Annotated in this window: 23 protein-coding genes; 6 read left to right on the top strand and 17 right to left on the bottom strand. The window is 68.6% G+C overall.

Annotation, left to right across the window (positions count from 1 at the left end; genetic code table 11):
• Positions 1–28: 28 nt before the first annotated feature.
• The 4 genes from tuf to rpsL all read right to left on the bottom strand — a co-directional run bounded on the left by tuf (position 29) and on the right by rpsL (position 4,404).
• A complete protein-coding gene (gene tuf / locus ACIQCS_RS01340; RefSeq protein WP_086128638.1) occupies positions 29–1,225 on the bottom strand; it encodes an elongation factor Tu in 1,197 nt (398 codons plus the stop codon).
• Positions 1,226–1,306: 81 nt separating this feature from the next.
• The gene (gene fusA, locus ACIQCS_RS01335; RefSeq protein ID WP_167297945.1) at positions 1,307–3,400 is read right to left on the bottom strand and encodes an elongation factor G; all 2,094 of its coding nucleotides are present in this window, start codon (positions 3,398–3,400) and stop codon (positions 1,307–1,309) included.
• A 98-nt stretch (positions 3,401–3,498) separates the two neighbouring features.
• The gene (rpsG, locus tag ACIQCS_RS01330) at positions 3,499–3,969 is read right to left on the bottom strand and encodes a 30S ribosomal protein S7 (RefSeq protein ID WP_086128636.1); all 471 of its coding nucleotides are present in this window, start codon (positions 3,967–3,969) and stop codon (positions 3,499–3,501) included.
• Positions 3,970–4,032: 63 nt separating this feature from the next.
• Positions 4,033–4,404 (bottom strand): 30S ribosomal protein S12, encoded by a 372-nt coding sequence (gene rpsL / locus ACIQCS_RS01325; RefSeq protein WP_086129340.1) that lies wholly within the window; start codon positions 4,402–4,404, stop codon positions 4,033–4,035.
• A 267-nt stretch (positions 4,405–4,671) separates the two neighbouring features.
• Between rpsL and ACIQCS_RS01320 the strand changes: the two genes are divergently transcribed.
• Together ACIQCS_RS01320 and ACIQCS_RS01315 are read left to right on the top strand one after the other, a co-directional pair.
• Positions 4,672–5,238 carry a hypothetical protein gene (locus tag ACIQCS_RS01320; RefSeq protein WP_345850582.1) on the top strand — a complete coding sequence of 189 codons (567 nt, stop codon included), beginning with the start codon at positions 4,672–4,674 and terminating at the stop codon, positions 5,236–5,238.
• Positions 5,239–5,243: 5 nt separating this feature from the next.
• Entirely contained in the window at positions 5,244–5,732 is a 489-nt protein-coding gene (locus ACIQCS_RS01315; RefSeq protein ID WP_345850581.1) for a polymer-forming cytoskeletal protein, read from the top strand.
• Between the two features lie 171 nt (positions 5,733–5,903).
• Here the strand turns inward: ACIQCS_RS01315 and ACIQCS_RS01310 are convergent, their stop codons facing one another.
• Positions 5,904–6,482 (bottom strand): DUF4142 domain-containing protein, encoded by a 579-nt coding sequence (locus ACIQCS_RS01310; protein WP_345850579.1) that lies wholly within the window; start codon positions 6,480–6,482, stop codon positions 5,904–5,906.
• 94 nt (positions 6,483–6,576) lie between these two features.
• On the opposite strand from ACIQCS_RS01310, the gene ACIQCS_RS01305 reads away from it, so the two are divergent.
• Positions 6,577–7,032 (top strand): GFA family protein, encoded by a 456-nt coding sequence (locus ACIQCS_RS01305; RefSeq protein ID WP_345850578.1) that lies wholly within the window; start codon positions 6,577–6,579, stop codon positions 7,030–7,032.
• 78 nt (positions 7,033–7,110) lie between these two features.
• Here the strand turns inward: ACIQCS_RS01305 and ACIQCS_RS01300 are convergent, their stop codons facing one another.
• The 9 genes from ACIQCS_RS01300 to ACIQCS_RS01260 all read right to left on the bottom strand — a co-directional run bounded on the left by ACIQCS_RS01300 (position 7,111) and on the right by ACIQCS_RS01260 (position 14,668).
• Positions 7,111–8,355 carry a dienelactone hydrolase family protein gene (locus ACIQCS_RS01300; protein ID WP_345850576.1) on the bottom strand — a complete coding sequence of 415 codons (1,245 nt, stop codon included), beginning with the start codon at positions 8,353–8,355 and terminating at the stop codon, positions 7,111–7,113.
• Positions 8,356–8,471: 116 nt separating this feature from the next.
• Positions 8,472–8,816, bottom strand: a complete 345-nt coding sequence (locus tag ACIQCS_RS01295) for a DUF3140 domain-containing protein (protein WP_280280315.1) — start codon at positions 8,814–8,816, stop codon at positions 8,472–8,474.
• Positions 8,817–8,890: 74 nt separating this feature from the next.
• Positions 8,891–10,297: a hypothetical protein gene (locus ACIQCS_RS01290; protein WP_345852066.1), complete on the bottom strand. Its 1,407-nt coding sequence runs from the start codon at positions 10,295–10,297 to the stop codon at positions 8,891–8,893.
• Between the two features lie 106 nt (positions 10,298–10,403).
• Positions 10,404–10,820, bottom strand: a complete 417-nt coding sequence (locus ACIQCS_RS01285; protein ID WP_345850574.1) for a hypothetical protein — start codon at positions 10,818–10,820, stop codon at positions 10,404–10,406.
• 63 nt (positions 10,821–10,883) lie between these two features.
• Entirely contained in the window at positions 10,884–12,281 is a 1,398-nt protein-coding gene (gene lpdA / locus ACIQCS_RS01280) for a dihydrolipoyl dehydrogenase (protein WP_345850573.1), read from the bottom strand.
• A gap of 16 nt (positions 12,282–12,297) precedes the next feature.
• Positions 12,298–12,750, bottom strand: a complete 453-nt coding sequence (locus tag ACIQCS_RS01275) for a hypothetical protein (protein WP_345850572.1) — start codon at positions 12,748–12,750, stop codon at positions 12,298–12,300.
• Positions 12,747–13,136 carry an acyl-CoA thioesterase gene (locus ACIQCS_RS01270; RefSeq protein ID WP_294052225.1) on the bottom strand — a complete coding sequence of 130 codons (390 nt, stop codon included), beginning with the start codon at positions 13,134–13,136 and terminating at the stop codon, positions 12,747–12,749. The genes ACIQCS_RS01275 and ACIQCS_RS01270 overlap by 4 nt, the downstream gene beginning before the upstream one ends.
• Positions 13,129–13,353 carry a hypothetical protein gene (locus ACIQCS_RS01265; protein WP_345850571.1) on the bottom strand — a complete coding sequence of 75 codons (225 nt, stop codon included), beginning with the start codon at positions 13,351–13,353 and terminating at the stop codon, positions 13,129–13,131. Before ACIQCS_RS01265 ends, ACIQCS_RS01270 begins: the two co-directional genes overlap by 8 nt.
• 16 nt (positions 13,354–13,369) lie before the next feature.
• Positions 13,370–14,668 (bottom strand): pyruvate dehydrogenase complex dihydrolipoamide acetyltransferase, encoded by a 1,299-nt coding sequence (locus ACIQCS_RS01260; protein WP_345850570.1) that lies wholly within the window; start codon positions 14,666–14,668, stop codon positions 13,370–13,372.
• 130 nt (positions 14,669–14,798) lie between these two features.
• Between ACIQCS_RS01260 and ACIQCS_RS01255 the strand changes: the two genes are divergently transcribed.
• Both ACIQCS_RS01255 and ACIQCS_RS01250 read left to right on the top strand, forming a co-directional pair.
• A complete protein-coding gene (locus tag ACIQCS_RS01255; RefSeq protein WP_280280321.1) occupies positions 14,799–15,254 on the top strand; it encodes a universal stress protein in 456 nt (151 codons plus the stop codon).
• Between the two features lie 193 nt (positions 15,255–15,447).
• Positions 15,448–16,716 carry a M20/M25/M40 family metallo-hydrolase gene (locus ACIQCS_RS01250; RefSeq protein WP_345850567.1) on the top strand — a complete coding sequence of 423 codons (1,269 nt, stop codon included), beginning with the start codon at positions 15,448–15,450 and terminating at the stop codon, positions 16,714–16,716.
• Between the two features lie 86 nt (positions 16,717–16,802).
• Here ACIQCS_RS01250 and ACIQCS_RS01245 read toward each other — a convergent pair whose 3' ends face one another.
• The 3 genes from ACIQCS_RS01245 to ACIQCS_RS01235 form a co-directional block, all read right to left on the bottom strand.
• A complete protein-coding gene (locus tag ACIQCS_RS01245; RefSeq protein WP_345850566.1) occupies positions 16,803–17,804 on the bottom strand; it encodes an RcnB family protein in 1,002 nt (333 codons plus the stop codon).
• Between the two features lie 117 nt (positions 17,805–17,921).
• Positions 17,922–18,407, bottom strand: a complete 486-nt coding sequence (locus ACIQCS_RS01240; RefSeq protein WP_345850564.1) for a GAF domain-containing protein — start codon at positions 18,405–18,407, stop codon at positions 17,922–17,924.
• A gap of 39 nt (positions 18,408–18,446) precedes the next feature.
• A complete protein-coding gene (locus tag ACIQCS_RS01235) occupies positions 18,447–19,253 on the bottom strand; it encodes a DUF2306 domain-containing protein (RefSeq protein WP_345850563.1) in 807 nt (268 codons plus the stop codon).
• Positions 19,254–19,307: 54 nt separating this feature from the next.
• Here ACIQCS_RS01235 and ACIQCS_RS01230 point away from each other — a divergent pair, with 54 nt between their 5' ends.
• Positions 19,308–20,363: an AraC family transcriptional regulator gene (locus ACIQCS_RS01230; RefSeq protein WP_345850561.1), complete on the top strand. Its 1,056-nt coding sequence runs from the start codon at positions 19,308–19,310 to the stop codon at positions 20,361–20,363.
• The last annotated feature ends 146 nt before the right edge of the window (positions 20,364–20,509 follow it).

The raw sequence follows: 20,509 nt of genomic DNA, 5'->3' as shown, positions 1-20,509 counted from the left end.
TTCGAACGCTACCCTGAAAGGGTGAAGCTTACTTCTGGATCTCGGCGACGACGCCGGCACCAACGGTGCGGCCGCCTTCGCGGATCGTGAAGCGCTGGCCGACGTCCATGGCGATCGGCGCGATCAGCTTGATGCCCAGCGCGACATTGTCGCCCGGCATCACCATCTCGGTGCCTTCCGGCAGCTCGATCGTGCCGGTCACGTCGGTGGTGCGGAAGTAGAACTGCGGGCGATAGTTGGCGAAGAACGGCGTGTGACGGCCACCCTCGTCCTTCGACAGCACGTACACTTCCGACTTGAAGTCGGTGTGCGGCTTGATCGAACCCGGCTTGGCCAGAACCTGGCCACGCTCGACTTCGTCACGGCCGACGCCGCGGATCAGCGCGCCGATGTTGTCGCCGGCCTCGCCCTGGTCGAGCAGCTTGCGGAACATTTCCACGCCGGTGACGGTGGTCTTGCGGACGTTCTCCTGGATGCCGACGATCTCGACTTCCTCGCCGACCTTGACCACGCCGGTCTCGACGCGGCCGGTCACCACGGTGCCCCGGCCCGAGATCGAGAACACGTCTTCGATCGGCATCATGAACGGCTTGTCGAGCGGACGATCCGGCTGCGGGATCGACTCGTCAACGGCAGCCATCAGGGCCAGGATCGCGTCCTTGCCGAGCTTGTCGTCCGAGCCCGAGAGCGCGGCGGTGGCCGAACCACGGATGATCGGAATGTTGTCGCCGTCGAACTCACGACGCGACAGCTCTTCGCGGATCTCCATCTCGACGAGCTCGAGGATTTCCTCGTCGTCGACCAGGTCGACCTTGTTCAGGAAGACGACCATGGTGGGCACGCCGACCTGGCGGGCGAGCAGGATGTGCTCCTTGGTCTGCGGCATCGGGCCGTCGGTGGCGGCGACCACGAGGATCGCACCGTCCATCTGCGCGGCGCCGGTGATCATGTTCTTCACATAGTCGGCGTGGCCCGGGCAATCGACGTGCGCATAGTGGCGCTTGTCGGTCTCGTACTCGACGTGCGCGGTCGAGATGGTGATGCCACGCTCGCGCTCTTCCGGAGCCTTGTCGATGTTGGCGAAGTCGACGGCGGCGTTACCCGCGACGTTCTCGGCCAGAACCTTGGTGATCGCGGCGGTCAGCGACGTCTTGCCATGGTCGACGTGGCCGATGGTGCCGATGTTGAGGTGCGGCTTGTTCCGCTCAAACTTTGCCTTCGCCATTGTTTTCCTACCTTCTGATCTCTGTTTCCGCGCCGCCAGGGGATTCGCCGGAAGGCGAGCCCCATAGCGGCTGATTCCTGGTTACGCCAGCTTCGCCTTCACTTCGTCGGCCACATTCGGCGGCACTTCGTCGTAATGCGAGAACTGCATGCTGTACTGCGCGCGGCCCTGGGTGAACGAGCGGAGCTGGTTCACATAGCCGAACATGTTGGCCAGCGGCACCATCGCCTCGACCGTCTGCGCGTTGCCGCGGCTGTCGGTGCCCTGGATCTGGCCGCGACGGCTGTTGATGTCGCCGATGACGTCGCCGAGATAATCCTCGGGGGTGACGACTTCGACCTTCATCACCGGCTCGAGCAGCTTGATGCCGGCCTTCTGGGCAGCTTCGCGCATCGCGGCGCGGGCGGTGATTTCGAACGCGAGCGCCGACGAGTCGACGTCGTGATACGCACCGTCATACAGCAGCACTTCGAAGTCGATGATCGGGAAGCCGACCAGCGAACCGGTCATCGCCGTCTCGCGGAAGCCCTTCTCGATCGCCGGGATATATTCCTTCGGCACGTTGCCGCCCTTCACTTCGTCCTTGAAGACGAAGCCCGAGCCGCGCTCGCCCGGCGTCAACTTGACCTTGACGCGGCCGAACTGGCCGGTGCCGCCCGACTGCTTCTTGTGCGTGTAGTCGATGTCCACCGGCTTCGCGAGATACTCGCGATACGCCACCTGCGGCGCGCCGACATTCGCCTCGACCTTGAACTCGCGCTTCATGCGGTCGACCAGGATCTCGAGATGGAGCTCGCCCATGCCCTTGATGATGGTCTGGCCCGACTCGTGGTCGGTCGAAACGCGGAACGAGGGATCCTCGGCGGCCAGGCGGTTCAGGGCGAGGCCCATCTTCTCCTGGTCGGCCTTGGTCTTCGGCTCCACCGACAGTTCGATCACCGGCTCCGGGAACTCCATGCGCTCCAGGATGATCGGGTGCGCCGTGTCGCACAGCGTGTCGCCGGTCGTGGTCTCCTTGAGGCCCGCGATCGCGACGATGTCGCCGGCGCGTGCTTCCTCGATATCCTCACGCGAGTTCGCGTGCATCAGGAGCATGCGGCCGATCTTCTCCTTCTTGTCCTTCACCGAGTTCAGATACTGACCCTTGGTGAGGGTGCCCGAATAGATGCGGGCGAAGGTGAGCGAGCCGACGAACGGATCGTTCATGATCTTGAAGGCGAGCAGCGAAAGCGGCGCGGTGTCCGACGCCGGACGCGAATCCGGGGTCTCGCCGTCGAGCTTCACGCCCTGCACGTCGGGAATGTCGAGCGGGCTCGGCAGATAGTCGACCACGGCGTCGAGCAGGGGCTGCACGCCCTTGTTCTTGAACGCCGAGCCGCAGACGATCGGCACGAACGAGAAGTTCAGCGTGCCCTTGCGGATCAGCTTCTTGAGGTCGGCCACGCTCGGCTCGTTACCCTCGAGATAGGCTTCCATCAGGGCGTCGTCCTGCTCGACGGCCATCTCGATCAGCTCGGCGCGCGCAGTCGCGGCGGCATCGGCCAGATCGGCCGGGATGTCCTGATATTCGAACTTCGCGCCCAGGCTCTCCTCGAGCCAGATGATCGCGCGGTTCTCGACCAGGTCGACCAGGCCCTTGAAGCCGCCCTCGATGCCGATCGGGAGATACAGCACGGCCGGACGCGCGCCCAGGCGATCCTTGATCATGTCGACGCAGCGCTCGAAGCTCGCGCCGGTGCGGTCGAGCTTGTTGACGAAGCACATGCGCGGAACCTTGTACTTCTCCGCCTGGCGCCACACCGTCTCCGACTGCGGCTCCACGCCGGCAACGCCGTCGAAACAGGCGACCGCGCCGTCGAGCACGCGCAGCGAACGCTCGACTTCGATGGTGAAGTCGACGTGGCCGGGGGTGTCGATGATGTTGATCAGGTGCTCTTCACCCTTGCCCTCTTCGGCGCGCCACTTGCAGGTGGTCGCCGCGGACGTGATGGTGATGCCACGCTCCTGCTCCTGCTCCATCCAGTCCATCGTCGCGGTGCCTTCGTGCACTTCGCCGATCTTGTAGGACTTGCCGGTGTAGTAGAGGATGCGCTCGGTCGTCGTCGTCTTGCCGGCGTCGATGTGCGCCATGATGCCGATATTACGGTAACGCTCGAGGGGATGGCTGCGGGCCATGACCTGGTTTCCTTAAGGATGTGGGGAGCCGGACGATCCGGCTCCCCGATATGTAGGAACGAAAGTTGAGAGCGCCAGACCTGCCGGCGCCCCGAGACTTACCAGCGGTAGTGGCTGAAGGCGCGGTTCGCCTCGGCCATACGATGGGTGTCTTCGCGCTTCTTCACTGCGTTGCCGCGGTTGTTCGAAGCGTCGAGCAGCTCGCCCGAGAGGCGGGCCGACATGGTGTTCTCGCTGCGGTTGCGGGCCGACGAGATCAGCCAGCGGATCGCAAGCGCCTGGGCACGCTCCGGACGGACTTCCACCGGCACCTGATAGGTCGCACCGCCGACGCGGCGGCTGCGGACCTCGATGCCCGGCTTGATGTTGTTCAGCGCGTCATGGAACACGCCGATCGGGTCGCGCTTGGCGCGGGTCTCGACGGTTTCCAGGGCCGAATAGACGATGCCCTCGGCAACGGACTTCTTACCGTCCAGCATGACCGAGTTCATGAACTTCGAGAGAACGATGTCACCGAACTTGGGATCCGGCAGAATTTCGCGCTTCTCTGGGCGACGACGACGAGCCATCTTGAATTTCCTTCTAAAACTTCAGCGTGTCCGGAACCCGTCCGGGGCTTACTATGGCTGTGATTACTTCGGACGCTTGGCGCCGTACTTCGAACGCGACTGACGACGGTCCTTGACACCCTGGGTGTCGAGCACGCCGCGCAGCACGTGGTAGCGCACGCCCGGAAGGTCGCGCACACGGCCGCCGCGGATCAGCACCACCGAGTGCTCCTGCAGGTTGTGGCCTTCGCCCGGGATGTACGAGATGACTTCGCGCTGGTTGGTCAGGCGGACCTTGGCAACCTTGCGGAGCGCCGAGTTCGGCTTCTTCGGAGTCGTCGTGTAGACGCGGGTGCAGACGCCGCGCTTCTGCGGGTTCTGCTCCATCGCAGGGACCTTCGACTTGGTCTTCTGCAGTTCGCGGCCCTTGCGGACCAGCTGGTTGATCGTCGGCATGAAGCCCTTCACCTTATGTTACCGGCATGGCCGGCGGTTACTTTGCTGGAACCCTGGTACGAGAAATACGAAAAGGCCCCGGGTGTCCTTGACCCCCCGGGCCATTGCGTCTCCAGCAACGTTCAGCTCTTGCCCCACGCGGGATATGCGCCGGAATACCGGCCCCTCGCGGAACGGGGGCGCCTATAGCGACGGGTGGCGAGCGGGTCAACTGAGTCGGCCGGAGGATAAGAGAGCGTCAACCTCCGCCAGGCTAGAGCCGGCGCGATGATTCGTCCCGTTCCCCGACTCAAGCCCCTTGCCGCCGCGCTGGCCGCCCTGGCCGCGACTCTCCTGCTGGGGGGCTTCGGCTCCGCGATCGCCGCGCCCGCCGGCCTGCTCTCCTGGGAGCTGTTCGGGCTCGCGATCGCCGGCGGCGCCGGCTTCCTCGCCTGGCATCTCGCGCAGCTGAGCGCCCTGCCCCCCGGGCCGGTCGCCCGCGCGGCGCTGCCCGCCGCCCTGGTGCCGCTGATCGTCTTTCCCCATGTCGGCGCCGCCGCCCTGCTCGTGCCCGCCGCGCTCGCCGTCGCGCTGCCGCCGGCCGAGCGATTCGCCGCGGCGCTGGCGCTGGCCGGCACGCTCGCCGCGCTCGGCACGGGGCCCCTTGCCGCGGCGCTCGCCGGCGGCGCGATGCTCGCCGCTGCCTGGCGTTGCCGCGCGCGCTGCCCCGCCGCGAACGACAATCCCTCTCTGGAACGCGAGCACGGCTTTTGGCCCCGCTTTTGGCCGATGCCTGCCTCCCTGCATTATGCTAGGGAAATCGCCAGGGATTCGGGTTCCGAATTTGGGGAGTAGCGTGAATGTTCAACGGTAATAATCGTGGTCGCGATCGCGACGAACGTCCGGCGATGCCGCCGGCGCCTCCGCAGCAGAGCGGCGGCAATGGGGGCAAGCGCGGCATGTTCTCGGTGATCGGTCCGGACGTGACCGTCACCGGCAATGTCTCGGCCAGCGCGGACCTGCATATCGATGGCCGGATCGAAGGCGACGTCAATTGCGGCAGCCTGGCCCAGGGGGCCGACAGCCAGGTCTTCGGCAACGTCACTGCGGAGACCGCCCGCCTCGCCGGCGCGATCGAAGGCACGGTGCGCGTGCGCCAGCTCACGATCGAGCGCTCGGCCAAGATCACCGGCGATGTCGAATATGAGAACATCACGATCGAGAATGGCGGCCATATCGACGGCCGCCTGAAGCATATGAGCACCGTCCCGGCGGCGGCAGCGGCCCCGGCGGGCCCCCGCCCGGTCGAAACGGCGCCTTCCCCCTTCGCGGCGGCGGCGAACGAATAGGCTGCGATTTCCTCGCGGAAACGGGAAAGGGCGCGCTCCCCGGCGGAGCGCGCCCTTTCCTTTTGGCGACCGTTCCTTTGGCAACCGTGCCGCCCGTCCATCGTCACCCAGGGGACAGGCCCCGGGCCGCGGCCGGGCGGGACCAGCTCCCGGGATCGCCGCCGGGCAAGCCTATAGGCCCCGCATCCTGTCCAGACGCGCCTGCACCCCGGGGACGCTCGCCACCGCGAAGGCCTTGAGCGCCGGCACCGTGCCGTTCGCGGCATAGTCCTCCATCACCGCCAGCGCCTTCTCCTGCGCCGCTACCTGCTGCGCCTTGTAGGCGGTGTCGAAGTCCGCACCCGTCGCCTGGCGCAGCGTCTCCAGATTCGCCACCTGCTCGGCGCTCGGCCTGGGATCGGGAAGGATCACGGGCATCGCCCGGGCGGCCGCCGCCTTCAGCCTGGCGGCCGATTCGGTATGCGCCCGCGCCATCGCCTGGCCGAGTTCCCTGAGCGCGGGCATGGTCGCCTTTTGCCGGGCGAGCTCGCCTGCCGCCACCGCATAGGCATCGCCCGCACCGACGGCATCGGCAAAGTCCTGGCCGGTCATGGCTGCGGCACCGGCCACGACATTCGCGTCGCTGCCGTTTTCGGGGACGATCGTGTCGCTGGCGATGATGTTGTCGACCGTGGTGATCGGCGCGTTGCCGCCACAGGCGCCCAGCGCGACGGCGGGGCCCAGGCCCAGCGCGAAGAAGTATCGGTTCATCCGGGCATTCCTCCTGTTTCAGCAAAGGAACGCGAGCATGCGAGCGCCGTTCCGGCTATCGTGGCGCGACGCGGCGAAGCGAGGGAGATACCGAATGACCGACTGGACCCGGGCGCAGGATGGCGGCTGCCGCTGCGGCGCATTGCGTTTCCGCCTGACCGGCGCGCCGATGCTCACCAGCGCCTGCCATTGCACGGGCTGCCAGAAGATGACCGGCGGCGCCTTCTCGCTGACGCTGACCATGCCCGCCGCCGGTTTCGCGCTGCTCCAGGGCGAACCGGTGATCGGCGGCCTGCACGGCCCGGTCGCCCATCATTATCACTGCGATCGCTGCAAGAGCTGGGTCTTCACCCGTGCCGAGGGGATCGACTGGTTCGTCAATGTCCGCACGACGATGCTCGATGCGCCCGACGATGCCCCGCCCTTCCTCGAGACCTGGACGGCCGAGAAGCTCCCCTGGGTCGAGACCGGTGCCGCGAAGCGCTATCCGGGCGACCCCGACTGGAGCGACTGGGACAGGCTCACCGGGGAATATGCCGCGCGCGCCTGAACCCGCCTCCGGCAGCTCCGCCCATGCGGAGATGCAGAAGATGCAGAAGGAGATGGCGCCGCTGGGGCGAGCCCCGGCTCAGCGGAGCCGCAATATCGCCGTGGCCGCGGAAGGCAGATCGGCCCGCTCCAGCAGGGACTGCTCGATCGCCAGCCCCGTTCGGGCGACCCTGCCCGAATAGGCCGTCCAACCGTTCACGATCACCTGTACCGGCCGATCGAGGTCGAGCAGACGGTCGGAAAGGCGCAGCGTCATGCCCGCCGGAACGGCGCCGGTCAGCGTGATCGCCTGGCCCTGGACCGTCGCGACAATCTCGTCGCCGGCCTTCGCCGCCGCCGCATCGGGGATGCGGAGCCAGTAGAAACGGTCGTGCGTCACGTCATCCTGCCGCCAGACGATGCGCTTCGGCCAGGGATCGCGGGCGAAGCCCGCCATCCAGGGCAGCGCTTCGGCATCCTTGCGGTCCATCCAGTGCGGCAGGCCCGGATAGATGCGCGACATATGGACATAGCCGCCCGGATCGGCCGCGTGCAGCCGGTCGAGCTCCGCGGTCTTGTCCGCGGCGATCTTGTTGCGGTCATAGGCGTCGTCGGCGCCGCCCATGAAGATCGCGAAGGGCAGGTTGCGCAGGCCGAGCACCGAGGATTCGTTCGGATGGCCCGCCATCATCGCCGCCGCGGCAAAGCGATCGGCCATGCGCGGCGCCAGCTGCCACACGCCGTCGCCCCCCGCCGAATAGCCCATGAGATAGACGCGGTTGGGATCGACGCCATTCACCGCCACCTGCGCGTCGATCAGCGCCTGGAACAGCGGGTCGATATGCCCCTCGTGCCACAGGTTCCAGCTATCGGTCGGCGCGCGCGGGGCCAGGTAAATGCCCTCGGCCGGCGCGTAGAGGCCGATCTGGTTCCGCCACTGCTGGTCGTTCAGCGCCGGCGGGGCATTGCCGCCGCCATGCATGGAGATCCACAGGCTGCGCTTGCCCGGAGCCGCGTTGCCGAAGGTCTTGCTTTCCCATTTCAGCGTCTTGTCGCCGATGGTGATCCGCCGGGCGGCGATCGCCTCGGCCGAACGCGCCGCGACCGTGCGCAGGCGCGCCGCACCCAGTAACGCCAGCGCGCGATCCGCCGCCGCCCGGTCCAGCGGATAGGCAAGCGCCGGATCGTCGAGCCGCCGTCCGGCTTCGGGCCTGGCCAGCCATGCCGCGATCGCGGCGACCGGCGCCCCGGCCCCGGCATGGCGAGCCACGGCCGGCGCCATCGGAAGGAGGAGCGCCGGAGCGAGCAGGGCGGCGAGGAGAGCGCGGATCGGGGCAATGGACATGCCATTGCCCTAGCCGGAGAACGCTACGGATACATGCCGGAAATATGACCAGAACGGGACACCGGCCGCCCCGCCATCGCCCGCCCTTGCGAGGATGGCCCGGCCGGGCGCGGGGTCTAGCATTTCAGCGGATCATGCCCCCAGTTCATCAGCGAATAGCGCCAGCGCGAGGTGGGAATGCGATATTCCTCGTGCGGCCCCTGCGCGCGGTGGCGGGCGACGAAGCCGACCACCTTGCGCATATGCGCATAGTCGCCGCCGTCGAGATCCGCCTCTCGCGTCCGCAGGATGCCGACGATCCGGCGGCCAGAGGCATGACCCACGCTCTCCCCGCCGTCCCGCTTGAGGCCGACCTTGCGGCTCTCCGCCGTCTCCAGCCATTCCTCGATCTCTTCCGGCGTCATGTTCACCACTTCGTGGAACTTGCGCCGGATCTCCTCATGGTCGTCGCGTTGGGCCACCCGTTTCTCCGTTAACCACATGTTACCCATGCGTAACGGTTCGCCCTATCCGGGGTTTCCCGTAGCGGCGGATTTTATCCGGCCGCATCGGTGTAAGTTTCTCCGACAGGTGGCAGCGCGATCCGCGCCGCGATGCCGGTCGCGCCGACCAGCAGCAGCGCGGCGAGCGCGATCCCCAGGCCGCGCCGCGGCAGGGAGGTGCCCGCCATCAGCGCGACGGCGAGTCCGGTCGCGAGCATCGCCCACAGATGGTAGCGATAGTCGGCGGCCACGCTGATCACGAGAAAGGCCAGTTCGGTCAGCACCGCGGACAGCGCGAGCGTGACCGCGAGCCGGCTCCGCTGGTCGTCGCGCCGCCAGGCCAGCGCCAGCACCGCCAGCGCCGCGACCAGCCACAATATCGGCGCGCCGAGCGGGCTTTCGGCAAGCGTCCCCGCAAGCCGCTGGAACGGCGCGATCCGCGGCGAAGGCGAGGCGATTCCCAGCGTGTTGGGCTCCGAATCCGATTGCGGCTCGGCCAGCGGGTAGCGCCAGGGGACCAGCCAGCGCATCGTCGCATTCCAATGCGCCAGCCGATGCTCGGCATAGGCGACCGGGTGGCGCGCGATCGTCACCAGCCAGGCTTCGGTGAGCTTGCGGCCGGGTGCCGTGATCGCCAGCCCCTCCGCGACGAAATCGCAGCGATCGCCGAGCGGATCCCAGAGCATCGGCCGGATGCACCGTTCCGCCTCCGCCGCCTGCCATACCGGCGCCGGCAGCACCGGCACCGCCTCGGCACCGGCATGATGCGCGATCCCGGCCAGGTCATAGGTCGGCAGCGCCCGCCCGACCTCGCTGGCGCCAGCGCGCAGCAGGCCGTGATTGACCAGCGGCAGCACCGCGAGCACCGCGATCATCGCCGCCAGCATCATCACCCCGCGCCGCACCGGACGTCGCCACGTCCCCGCCCCCAGCAGCCCGAAGGCGAGCGGCACGGTGGCGAACACCGCATTGATGCGGACGAGCGTCGCATAAAGCAGCAGCAGGCCGATCAGCAGCGTCGCCCCGCGCGGCAACGGCCGGTCCCGCAGCCGCCACCAGGCGGCGAGGCCGGTGGCGGCGAGCAGCGCGCCCGCCATCTGCGCATCCTTCAGCACCGCCACCTGCCAGCCGGCGATCGGCGGCCAGATGCCGAGCAACAGCACCGCGCCCGCCGCGATCCGCCCGCCCTGCCGGGCCAGCGCCGCCGCGAACAGCCCCAGGCCGGCCCAGCAAAACAGGGTCTGCAGCATGAACATCGGCGCCTGGCCATGCCAGCCCGCCGCGTGGAACAGCGCCCAGAGGCGCGCCATCGCGGGCGGGTGCCAGTCATCATAGCTGCCGGAGCGCAGCTGGGCATATTGGTTGACGGTGTCGAACATCGCAACGCCCGGCCAGAAGCAGGCGAGCATGGCGAGGCAGAGCAGCGATGCGGCAAGCGCCGCCCGAGCCGCAGGCGACACACGGCTCAACGCGGGGCTCCCGGGAGGTATCGCCCTTCGACGATCCGAAGTGCCGCCCGCATTCCCCTCCCCCTCCGGGGGAGGAGCGGGTACATGTCGATGCGCCCTAGCCGGTCTTGCGGCCGAACACGGGGCGCGGCGGAGCATCGCCGTGCGGGAAGCCGGGCGGCCGCTCGGCCACTCTCTCGGGCGTCGCTCTCTCGGGCGTCGCTTCGCCGGCCTCGGCCTTGCGCGCCAGATAGCGGGCAAGCGCGGCATCGGCGTCGAAGCTCGACGCTTCCTCGTCCTCCGCCTCGCCGCCCTGCGCCGCGGACGGGCCACGCGGCGTGATGGTCAGCTTGAGCAGCCGGAAGGCGAGCGGGATGCAGAAGATCAGCCCGACCGCGCCCAATCCGAGCACCGTCGGCCCCAGCCCCTGGCTGAGCGATCCGCCGTTCCAGCCTTCGAAGCCGGTGAAATAGAAGAGCAGCCCCCCGATGAAGACGAGGGGCAGCAGCGACAGGATCAGCTTGAACATGCGCACGCCGAATCTCCGACCAGTTCGGGCGAACATGGCAGGAGATCGGCAACAAAGCGTGAATACGGGCTAGATGTGGAGCGCGCGGCCATAGGCGCCGAGCACGGCTTCGTGCATCGTCTCGCTGATCGTCGGGTGCGGGAACACCGTCTCCATCAGTTCCGCCTCGGTCGTCTCCAGCGTCTTGCCGATCGTATAGCCCTGGATCATCTCGGTCACTTCCGCGCCGATCATGTGCGCGCCAAGCAGCTCCCCGGTCTTGGCATCGAACACCGTCTTCACAAAGCCCTCGGCCTCGCCCAGCGCAATCGCCTTGCCGTTGCCGATGAAGGGGAAGTTGCCGACCTTCACTTCATAGCCGGCTTCCTTGGCCTTGGCCTCGGTCAGGCCGACCGACGCGATCTGCGGGTGGCAATAGGTGCAGCCCGGGATGTTGCGCACGTCCATCGCGTGCGGGTGCTTGCCGGCGATCGCCTCGGCGGCGATTACGCCTTCATGGCTCGCCTTGTGCGCGAGGAACGGCGGCGCGGTGACGTCGCCGATCGCATAGAGGCCGGGCACGTTGGTCTTGCAGGCCGCGTCGGTGACGATGTGGCCGCGCTCGGTCTTCACGCCAAGCGTCTCCAGCCCGATATTCTCGGTGTTCGGCACGATGCCGACCGCGACGATGACGTGGCTGAACTCCTCGACGGTGACCTTGCCGTCCTTGCCCTTGATCGAAGCCTTCACGCCCGTGCCGGTCACGTCGATCTTCTCGACGCCGGTCGCGGTGCGGATGTCCATGCCCTGCTTCTTGAACTGCTTCTCGAGATGCGCGGAAACGTCCTTGTCCTCCACCGGCACGATCCGGTCGAGCATTTCGACGATGGTCACTTGGCTGCCCATGTCGTTGTAGAAGCTGGCGAACTCGACGCCGATCGCGCCCGAGCCGATGACGAGCAGCTTGGTCGGCATCTCCGGCGGAGTCATCGCCGTCCGGTAGGTCCAGATGCGCTTGCCGTCGGCCGGAGCGAAGGGCAGGTCGCGGGCGCGCGCGCCGGTGGCGACGATGATGTTCTTCGCCTCGAGGTCGGTCTTCTTGCCGTCCTCGGCGGTCACGGTCAGCTTGCCCGGCGCGGTCAGCACGCCGGTGCCGAAATGCACCGCGATCTTGTTCTTCTTCATCAGGTGCGTGACGCCCTGGTTGAGCTGCTTGGCGACGCCGCGCGAGCGCTTCACCACGGCTTCCAGGTCGGCGCTGATCTTCTCGGCGACCAGGCCGTAATCCTTGGCGTGCTGCATATAGTGATAGATCTCGGACGAGCGGAGCAGCGCCTTGGTGGGGATGCAGCCCCAGTTGAGGCAGATGCCGCCCAGCAGCTCGCGCTCGACGATCGCCGTCTTGAGGCCCAGCTGCGCGGCGCGGATCGCCGCCACATAGCCGCCGGGGCCGGAGCCGAGCACGATCACATCATAGGTATCAGCCAAGGGTAACTCCTTTGGATCAAACGAACTTGGGATCGGGCTTGCCGATCTCCCGTAGATTAAGCAGGCAACAGGCTGCGGCGGTGATGGCGCCTGCCGGTGCGGCAATCACACCACCCAGCGGATGCGCAAACAGCACGGCGAACAGCACGAAGTTCGCCACCAGCCCCGCGCCCACCAGTACCACCAGCCGAAGCCAGAAATTCCGTACGAATAGAAAGGTAGCGAAGGCGATCGGGATGCCAAGGACCAGCGCTCCGACAAAAAGCACGGCCGACCAGCCCAGCAGCACCCCGATATCGTCGAAGGGGTTGGGCCGGCCCTGATAGAGCCCGCCCAGGATCACTGTGGAGAACATCACGAGCGGCGTTGCGATCAGGCACCCGACATAAAGGCGCAGGAACAATAACAGCGTTCGCCCCAACCGGCCCCAGCCATTCGCCGCCAGCGGCATCGGCTCGACGCCCCTCATGCATCGATCGGCCGCGGCCGCTTGTGCTCGTCCACCGCGACGAACACGAACTGCGCCTGGGTGACCAGGCAGCTTTCCTCGGAATGCCGGGCGCGGCGCCAGGACTGGACGTCGATCGTCATCGAAGTGCGCCCCACCTTCACGATATCGGCGAACACCGAGACTTCGTCGCCCACCGAGACCGGCGCGTGGAACTTCATGCCCTCCACCGCGACGGTGACCGCCCGCCCGCGCGAATGGCGCGCGGCGACCAGGCCCGCGGCCAAGTCCATCTGGCCCATCAGCCAGCCGCCGAAGATGTCGCCATAGGCATTGGCGTCCGCGGGCATGGTGCTCACGCGGATCGCCGGCTGCTGCTGCGGGGGCGTCGCGCCACCCTCAACCATCGGCGCGCGGCTCCGTGCCGGCGAGCTTGGCCTTGTCCTCGGCGAACGCCCGGCGCACCGGGCCGACGCCCATCAGCACCACGGCGATCATGCAGGCATAGCCGACCAGCCAGATGTCGCCGGTCGCGCGCGGATAGGACCAGGCCGCCGCGGCCGAGATCAGCGCCGCGGCGAGCAGCCCGATCGCGATGTGCACCACTTCGATCAGCACGCGCATTGCCGCGCCCTCCGGTTCAGGCGATCATCCCGAAGGGATTCTCGACCAGTTCCTTGAAGATCTTCATCATCTCGGCGCCGTCGGCCCCGTCGATCGCCCGGTGATCGAAGCTGCCGGTGGCCGACATCACCGTCGCCACGCCCAGTGCGTCGTCGACGATATAGGGGCGCTTCTCGCCCGCACCGATCGCCATGATCATGCCCTGGGGCGGATTGATCACCGCCTCGAACTGCTTGATCCCGAACATGCCCATGTTCGAGAGCGAGGCGGTGCCGCCCTGATATTCCTCGGGCTTCAGCTTGCCGTCGCGCGCGCGGGCCGCCAGGTCCTTCATCTCGGCCGAGATCGCGGAGACCGCCTTGTTCGCGGCGTCGCGGATGATCGGCGTGATCAGCCCGGTCGGAGTCGAGACCGCGACCGACACGTCCGAGCGGCTGTACTTGATCAGCTGGTCGCCGGTGTAGGTGACGTTGCACTTGGGCGCCTGAGCCAGCGCCACGCCGAGCGCCTTGATCAGCAGGTCGTTGACCGAGAGCTTGATGCCGCGCGCCTCGAGCGCCTTGTTCAGGTCGCCGCGCAGCTTGAGCAGCGCGTCGAGCCGGATGTCGAGCGTGAGGTAGATGTGCGGGACGGTTTGCTTCGACTCGGTGAGCCGGCGCGCGATCGTCTTGCGGATATTCGAGAGCTTCTCGGCCTCGTGCGGGATCGATTCGTCCCACCAGACCGGCTTGTGCTCGGCCGGGGCGGCGGCCGGCGCGGCCGGGGCCGAGGCGGCGGCAGCGGCCGGAGCGGCGGCAACGGGCGCGGCGCCGGGCTTGGCACCCTCGACATCGGCCTTGACGATGCGGCCGTTCGGGCCCGAGCCGGCGACGCCGGCCAGGTCGACGCCCTTCTCGGCGGCGATGCGCTTGGCGAGCGGGCTCGCCTTCACGCGGTCGCCCGAGGCGGCCTGGGCCTGGGCGGGCGCCGGAGTCGGCGCGGGCGCAGCGGCGGCCGGAGTCGCTGCCGGCGCGGGAGCCGGCGCAGCCGCCGGAGCGGGAGCCGGCGACGCGGCGGCCGAGGAGACATCCTCGCCCTCGCCCGCCAGCACCGCGATCACGGTGCCGACCTTCACATTGTCGGTGCCCTCGGGGACGAGGATCTTGGCGATCACGCCTTCGTCCACCGCTTCGAACTCCATGGTCGCCTTGTCGGTCTCGATCTCGGCCATGAGGTCGCCGGACTTCACCGTATCGCCCTCCTTCACGAGCCACTTGGCGAGGGTACCCTCTTCCATGGTGGGAGAAAGCGCCGGCATCTTGATTTCGATCGACATGAAGGTTCCCGTTGTTGGAGCCCTGAACAGGTTCGGGCCCTCTTTGCGCCGCCCCCGCCCCGGGTCAAGAGACGCGCTTGCAGGAAATGACGCTACGGGGCACGTAACGCACGACCAAGAGGAACCTTCCATGCGCACCTATCTGGTGGTGATCGACGAGAGTCCGGAGGCGGAGATCGCGCTGCGCTTCGCCGCGCGGCGTGCCGTGAAGACCGGCGGGAACGTCGAAATCCTCGCGCTCATCCCCAAGCCGGACTTCGTCCAATGGGGCGGCGTGATGGCGACGATCGAGGAGGAAGCGCGCGAACGCGCCGAGGCGCTGGTCGCCCGTGCCGCCGGCACGCTGTTCGCCGAATCGGGGCTGCAGCCCTCGATCACTGTGCGCGAGGGCGACGGCCCCAGGATCGTCCGCGAGATGATCGCCGCCAATCGCGACATCGCCGCCCTGGTGCTCGGGGCCGCGGCGAGCGGCCCGCCGGGGCCGATGGTCGCGCATTTCTCCGGATCGGACGCGGGCAAGCTGCCGGTGCCGCTGATGGTGATCCCCGGCGCGCTCGACATGGACGCGATCGACCGGCTGAGCTGAGTATATTCCTCCCCGAGCTCGCTCGGGGAGGAGGACCGTTCGCGCAGCGAATGGTGGAGGGGCCGCCGCAACGCGGCGGTATCCGCCGCGCCCCTCCACCACCGCCTTCGGCGGCGGTCCCCCTCCCCCAGACAAGCTGGGGGAGGAACTGGGTTGGATTGACCCGTCCTCGCTCCCCCGCCACTTTCGCCGCATGCGCATCCTCGCCCTGGCTTCGTTCCTCCTCGCCCTCCCCGCCGCCGCCCAGGCCCAGGAAAAGTCCGACCCCGCCCGGCTGAAGGCCAGCGTCGAGAAGCTGGTCGGCTTCGGCACCCGCCACACGCTTTCGGATGCGGACGACCCGAATCGCGGCATCGGCGCCGCCCGGCGCTGGTTCGCCGCCGAGCTGGCCAGGCTGGGGGACCGGTGCGGCTGCATCGAAGTCGCCAACATCGCGCGCGGCTTCACCGGCCCCCGCGCGCCGAACGGGGTGCAGATCGTCGACGTGCTCGGCTTCCAGGCCGGCACCGATCCCAAGCGCGTCGTCATCGTGATGGGCCATATCGACAGTCGGGTGCGCGACGTGATGAACGCCACCGCCGATGCCCCCGGCGCCAATGACGATGCCTCCGGCGTCGCGCTGGTGCTCGAGGCGGCGCGCATCCTCTCCCGCGAGAAATTCCGGGCGACGATCGTCTATGCGGCGCTTTCCGGCGAGGAGCAGGGGCTGTTCGGCGGCCAGCTGCTCGCCGAGACCGCGAAGGAACGCGGCTGGACGGTCACGGCGGTGCTCAACAACGACATCGTCGGCAACACCGTCGGCACCGATGGGCGCAAGGTGGCCGACCGGGTGCGCGTCTTCTCCGAAAGCTTCGGCGAGAATGATGCCGCCCAGGCGCTCCAGGGCCTGCGCGCCGATGGCGGCGAGGATGACGGCCCCTCGCGCGCGCTCGCCAAGGCGATCGGCCAGGTCGCTGGCGCCATCCCCGGCGGGCTCAAGGCCTTCCTCGTCCGCCGGCCCGACCGGTTCGGCCGCGGCGGCGACCATTCGCCATTCCAGAAGCTCGGCTATCCGGCGGTGCGCTTCTCGGTGGGGGTCGAGAATTACGACGCGCAGCACCAGGACCTCGCCCCCGGCAAGGGCGACACGGCCGATCGGATGGACTTTCCCTATCTGGCGAAGGTGACCGCGCTCAACGTCGCGACGATCCGCCGCCTGGCCGCCGCGCCGGCGGCACCCGACAGCGTGACGATCGGCGGCGCGCTCGCCTCCGACACCTCGGTGAAATGGGCGGCCGTGCCCGGCGCGGTTGGATATCGCGTCCATTGGCGCCGCGCCGATGCGCGCGACTGGACCGACCATCTCGACGTCACCGGCACCGAAGCCAGCCTGAAAGGCGTGGTGGTCGACGACAATTTCATCGGGGTGTCGGCGCTCGGCGCGGACGGGGCCGAGAGCCTGGTGACGTTCGGGCGGCGGTGAAGCCCCACTCCCCTCCCTGGAAGGGAGGGGAGCCTATTCCTGCAATATGGGATCGCCGCGCATTCGCCACGCAGTGCGGCGGGAAATCAGCGGCAGCCGCAGACGCAGCACTGCACCCGGGGCTTGTACCGCCGCACCGGCGCCTTGCGCACCACCCGGCGCGGCGCGGCGCGGACATAGGTGGTCCGCTCGACCACTTCCTCGGTCACCGTGGTCGTGGTGGTCACGGCAGGCATGGTGACGATCACGGTCGAGCCCACCGGCGCGCCATAATAATAGGCACCGGACTGGTAGCTGCCCCCGCCATAATAGGCCTCGCCCGACCCGTAATAGCCCTGGACCTGCACGCCCGGCGGCGGCGGCAGCGGCGCGCCGGCCGGCGGCGGATAGTCCCCGGGATAGTCGTCATAATAGTCGTTCGGGTCGATCGGCCGGATGGGCTCGCGATAGCCGGCGCCGGTGCCGGACCGGCTATAGGCGCTCGAATAGCTGCCGCTCGAATCAGCCCAGGAATCCGCATCGGCCCAGCCGATGCCGCTCACCGAATCCCACACGTCGCCACGATCGTCGACCAGCACGGCATCGTCGTAATAGCGGACCCAGAAATAGCCATGGGGCGGCGCGGCGAGGCCCCAGCTCAGATAGTCGGGAATGCGGAAGCCGCCGCCCATCCAATAGCCGGGCAGATGATTGCCCCGGCCGAGCCGGCGATAGCCGTTCCAGCCGCCCGGCGCCTGGGCACCGGCATACCAGCGGCCGCCGATCACCCCGCCCCAGCGATTGCCGTTCGGCCGGGTCGCCTGGCCATGGCCGCGCGGCGGCAGCGCCATCCAGCGGCCATTCTGCCAGACGCGCGCGCCGGCGGTCGGCACGCCCGGGCCGTTCTGGACGACGGGCGGCGGACCGGGAACGCGCGGCGGCGGCGGCATCGGCACGCCGCGCCCGCCATAGGCGCCGCCCGGCGCCGGGATCGGGCCGCCGCTGCCGCTGCCGCCCCAGGCGGGACCGGGCGCGGCCACCTGCGCAACCGCCGGCAGCGCTGCCAGCAGCGCCGAGGCCATCAGGGCCGGCTTCAACAGGTGACGCATATCGATACTCCTTCGCCCCATGCCGGAGCGCGCGCTGCTCCGATGGTTGCCAAAGAGTTAAACCCCGCGCGTGCGGGGCGCCACTTTTGCCTATGCTTAACGGAGTCCCGATCCGGGTCAGCCGGCCAGACGGGGACCCAGGATGCGCATCAGCGCCTCGCAGCCGGCGGCGTCGCCGGCATCGAAGCGGGCCGGGCTGGGGCTGTCGAGGTCGAGCACGCCGATCAGCGCGCCCTGGACGACGATCGGCACGACCAGTTCCGAGCGGCTGGCGGCGTCGCAGGCGATATGGCCGGGAAAGGCGTGCACGTCCTCGACCAGCTGCGTCTCGCGCGTCGCCGCGGCGGCGCCGCACACGCCCTTGCCGAAGGGGATGCGGATGCAGGCGGCCTTGCCCTGGAACGGCCCGAGCACCAGCTCGCCGTTCACGTTGCGATAGAAGCCCGCCCAGTTCAGGTCGGGCAGATACTGCCAGATCAGCGCCGCGACATTCGCCATGTTGGCGATCGCGTCGGGCTCGTCGGCGGTGAGCGCGTCAAGCGCGGCGGCGAGGTCGCGATAGAGCTCGGTCTTGTCGGCGGTGTCGATGTCAAAGGCGTACATGGCGTCCATGTAGGCGATCCGGCGCCCCGGCGGGAGGGGTCAACCGATCAGGCGCGGCAGCCACAGCGCCATCACCGCACCGAAGATGCCGACCCCGGCCGCAAGCGCGAGCAGCCCGAGCCCGGTAGCGACGGCGAAGCGCGACAGCGGCCCGCGCCGTTCGGCGGCCAGGTAGGTCTCCAGCAGCGCCAGCGGCGCGAGATAGCAGCCAAAGGCCCAGGCGCGGACGAAGGGGCCGTCAAAGTCCGGCCCGATGCCCACGGGTCCGCGATTGGCGAGGATCCAGAACATCAGCCCGACGCGGAAGAACCACACGCCGCTCGCCAGCACGAAGGCGCGCAGCGCCCAGCGGCGATGCTCGGCGAAGCGGCGCTGGCGGGCGAGCCGCCAGGCGACTGCCCCCGCGCCGAGGATCAGCAGCCCGTTCAGGCTGATCCCGATCCGCAGCAACGGCCCGCCCGCCGTGCCCCGGGTCCACACCATGTAGAGCCCGCCCAGGCTGATCAGCAGCGCGGTGAGCATGTAGGTGCGGCCGTTCCAGCGATGGAAGCGCGGCCAGCGGCGGCGGATCGCGGGCACGAGCTGGAGCGGGCCGCCCAGCGTGATCACCGCGGCGAGCAGCAGGTGCATCGCCAGCACCAGGTTGCCGGCCAGTCCGCCCGGGACATAGCCGCCGACCAGCACCTGGTTCCACCGCGCGAAATCGCCCTGCACGGCGGCACGGCCATAGAAGCCGGCGATGTAGAGGACGAAGGCGAGCTGGCCGGTCGTCGCGACGGCGAACCAGAAGAGGACGGAGCCCCTCAGCGCCTTGACGCTCCACATGGCGACGGTCTTCTCGGTCATCTTCCCTCCCGGACTTGCCAAGCGGTCGATAACCCGGCGAGACTGGCCCCGGACATGACCGCGCCGACCGGAAAGCATGACTTTGCGCGCCAGGCCGCGCCCACCGTCTCGGCGGGCTATGCCGGCTATCTGTGGCGCTTCGCCGTGGCGCGCGGCGCCGATGCGGCCGAGCTGGCGCGGCGATCGGGGATCGATCCCGCCGGCCTCGCCGATCCCGACACGCGCGTGCCCTTCGCCCGCTATCAGGCGCTGATGCGCGCCGCGAAGGAATTGTGCCGCATGCCCGCGCTCGCACTGCACCTGGGCGCGGGCAACGACTTTCGCGAATTCTCGGTCGTGGGCCTCATCTGCTATGCCGCGCCGACCATGGGCGAAGCACTGGCCGAGCTGAATCGCTATGGCCGGCTTGTCGCCGAGGTCGACCTGGCAATGACCGGCCCGCGCTTCCGGATCGAGCAGCGCGACGGCGGCACCTGGCTGACCGACACCCGCGCCGACCCCAACGCCTTTCCCGAGATGACCGAGGCCAGCTGGGCGCGCTTCATCGGCGAGACGCGGCGCCACTTTCCCGATGCGCCCTTCGCGCTGGCCGTGCACGTCACTCATGCCGCCCCGGCCCATGCCGCCGAATATGAAGCGGTGCTCGGCGTGCCGGTCACCTTCGCCAGCGATCGCAACGCGATCCGGATCGATCCGTCCTGGCTCGGCATCGCGCTGCACAATCCCAGCCGCTATGCCTTTGGCGTGCTCAGCGAACGCGCCGATCAGCTGATGCGCGCGCTGGAGAGCGCCAAGTCGATGCGCGGCCGGGTCGAGGGTGCGCTGATGCCGATGCTCCACCGCGGCGACGCCACGATGGAGGTCGTTGCCCGCAAGCTCGGGCTGAGCCGGCGCTCGCTCCAGCGCCGGCTGAAGGACGAGGACAGCGGCTTCGAAGCCGTGCTCGACGCGCTCCGCCACCGCATGGCGCTCAACTATCTGAGCGGCGGACGGACCTCGGTGAACGAGACCGCCTATCTGGTCGGCTTCTCCGATCCCAGCGCCTTCTCCCGCGCGTTCAAGCGCTGGACCGGCACGAGCCCGCGCGGATGGCTGGAGCGGGAATGCTAGGGTCGCGATGCCTTCAGGAAACACCGTCCTCCCCGCCTGCGCGGGGATGACGGGCGTCGTTTCAAGGGCTTGCTTAGGTTCTCACCCCAGGTTGAGGACTCATATTCCTCCTTCGTCACCCCGGCCTTGCGCCGGGGTCCCGCTAC

Origin of the sequence: Sphingomonas sp. NPDC092440, from assembly GCF_044754985.1 — a bacterium.
Taxonomy (GTDB): Bacteria; Pseudomonadota; Alphaproteobacteria; order Sphingomonadales; family Sphingomonadaceae; genus Sphingomonas.
This window is presented reverse-complemented; position numbering and strand designations above follow the sequence as displayed.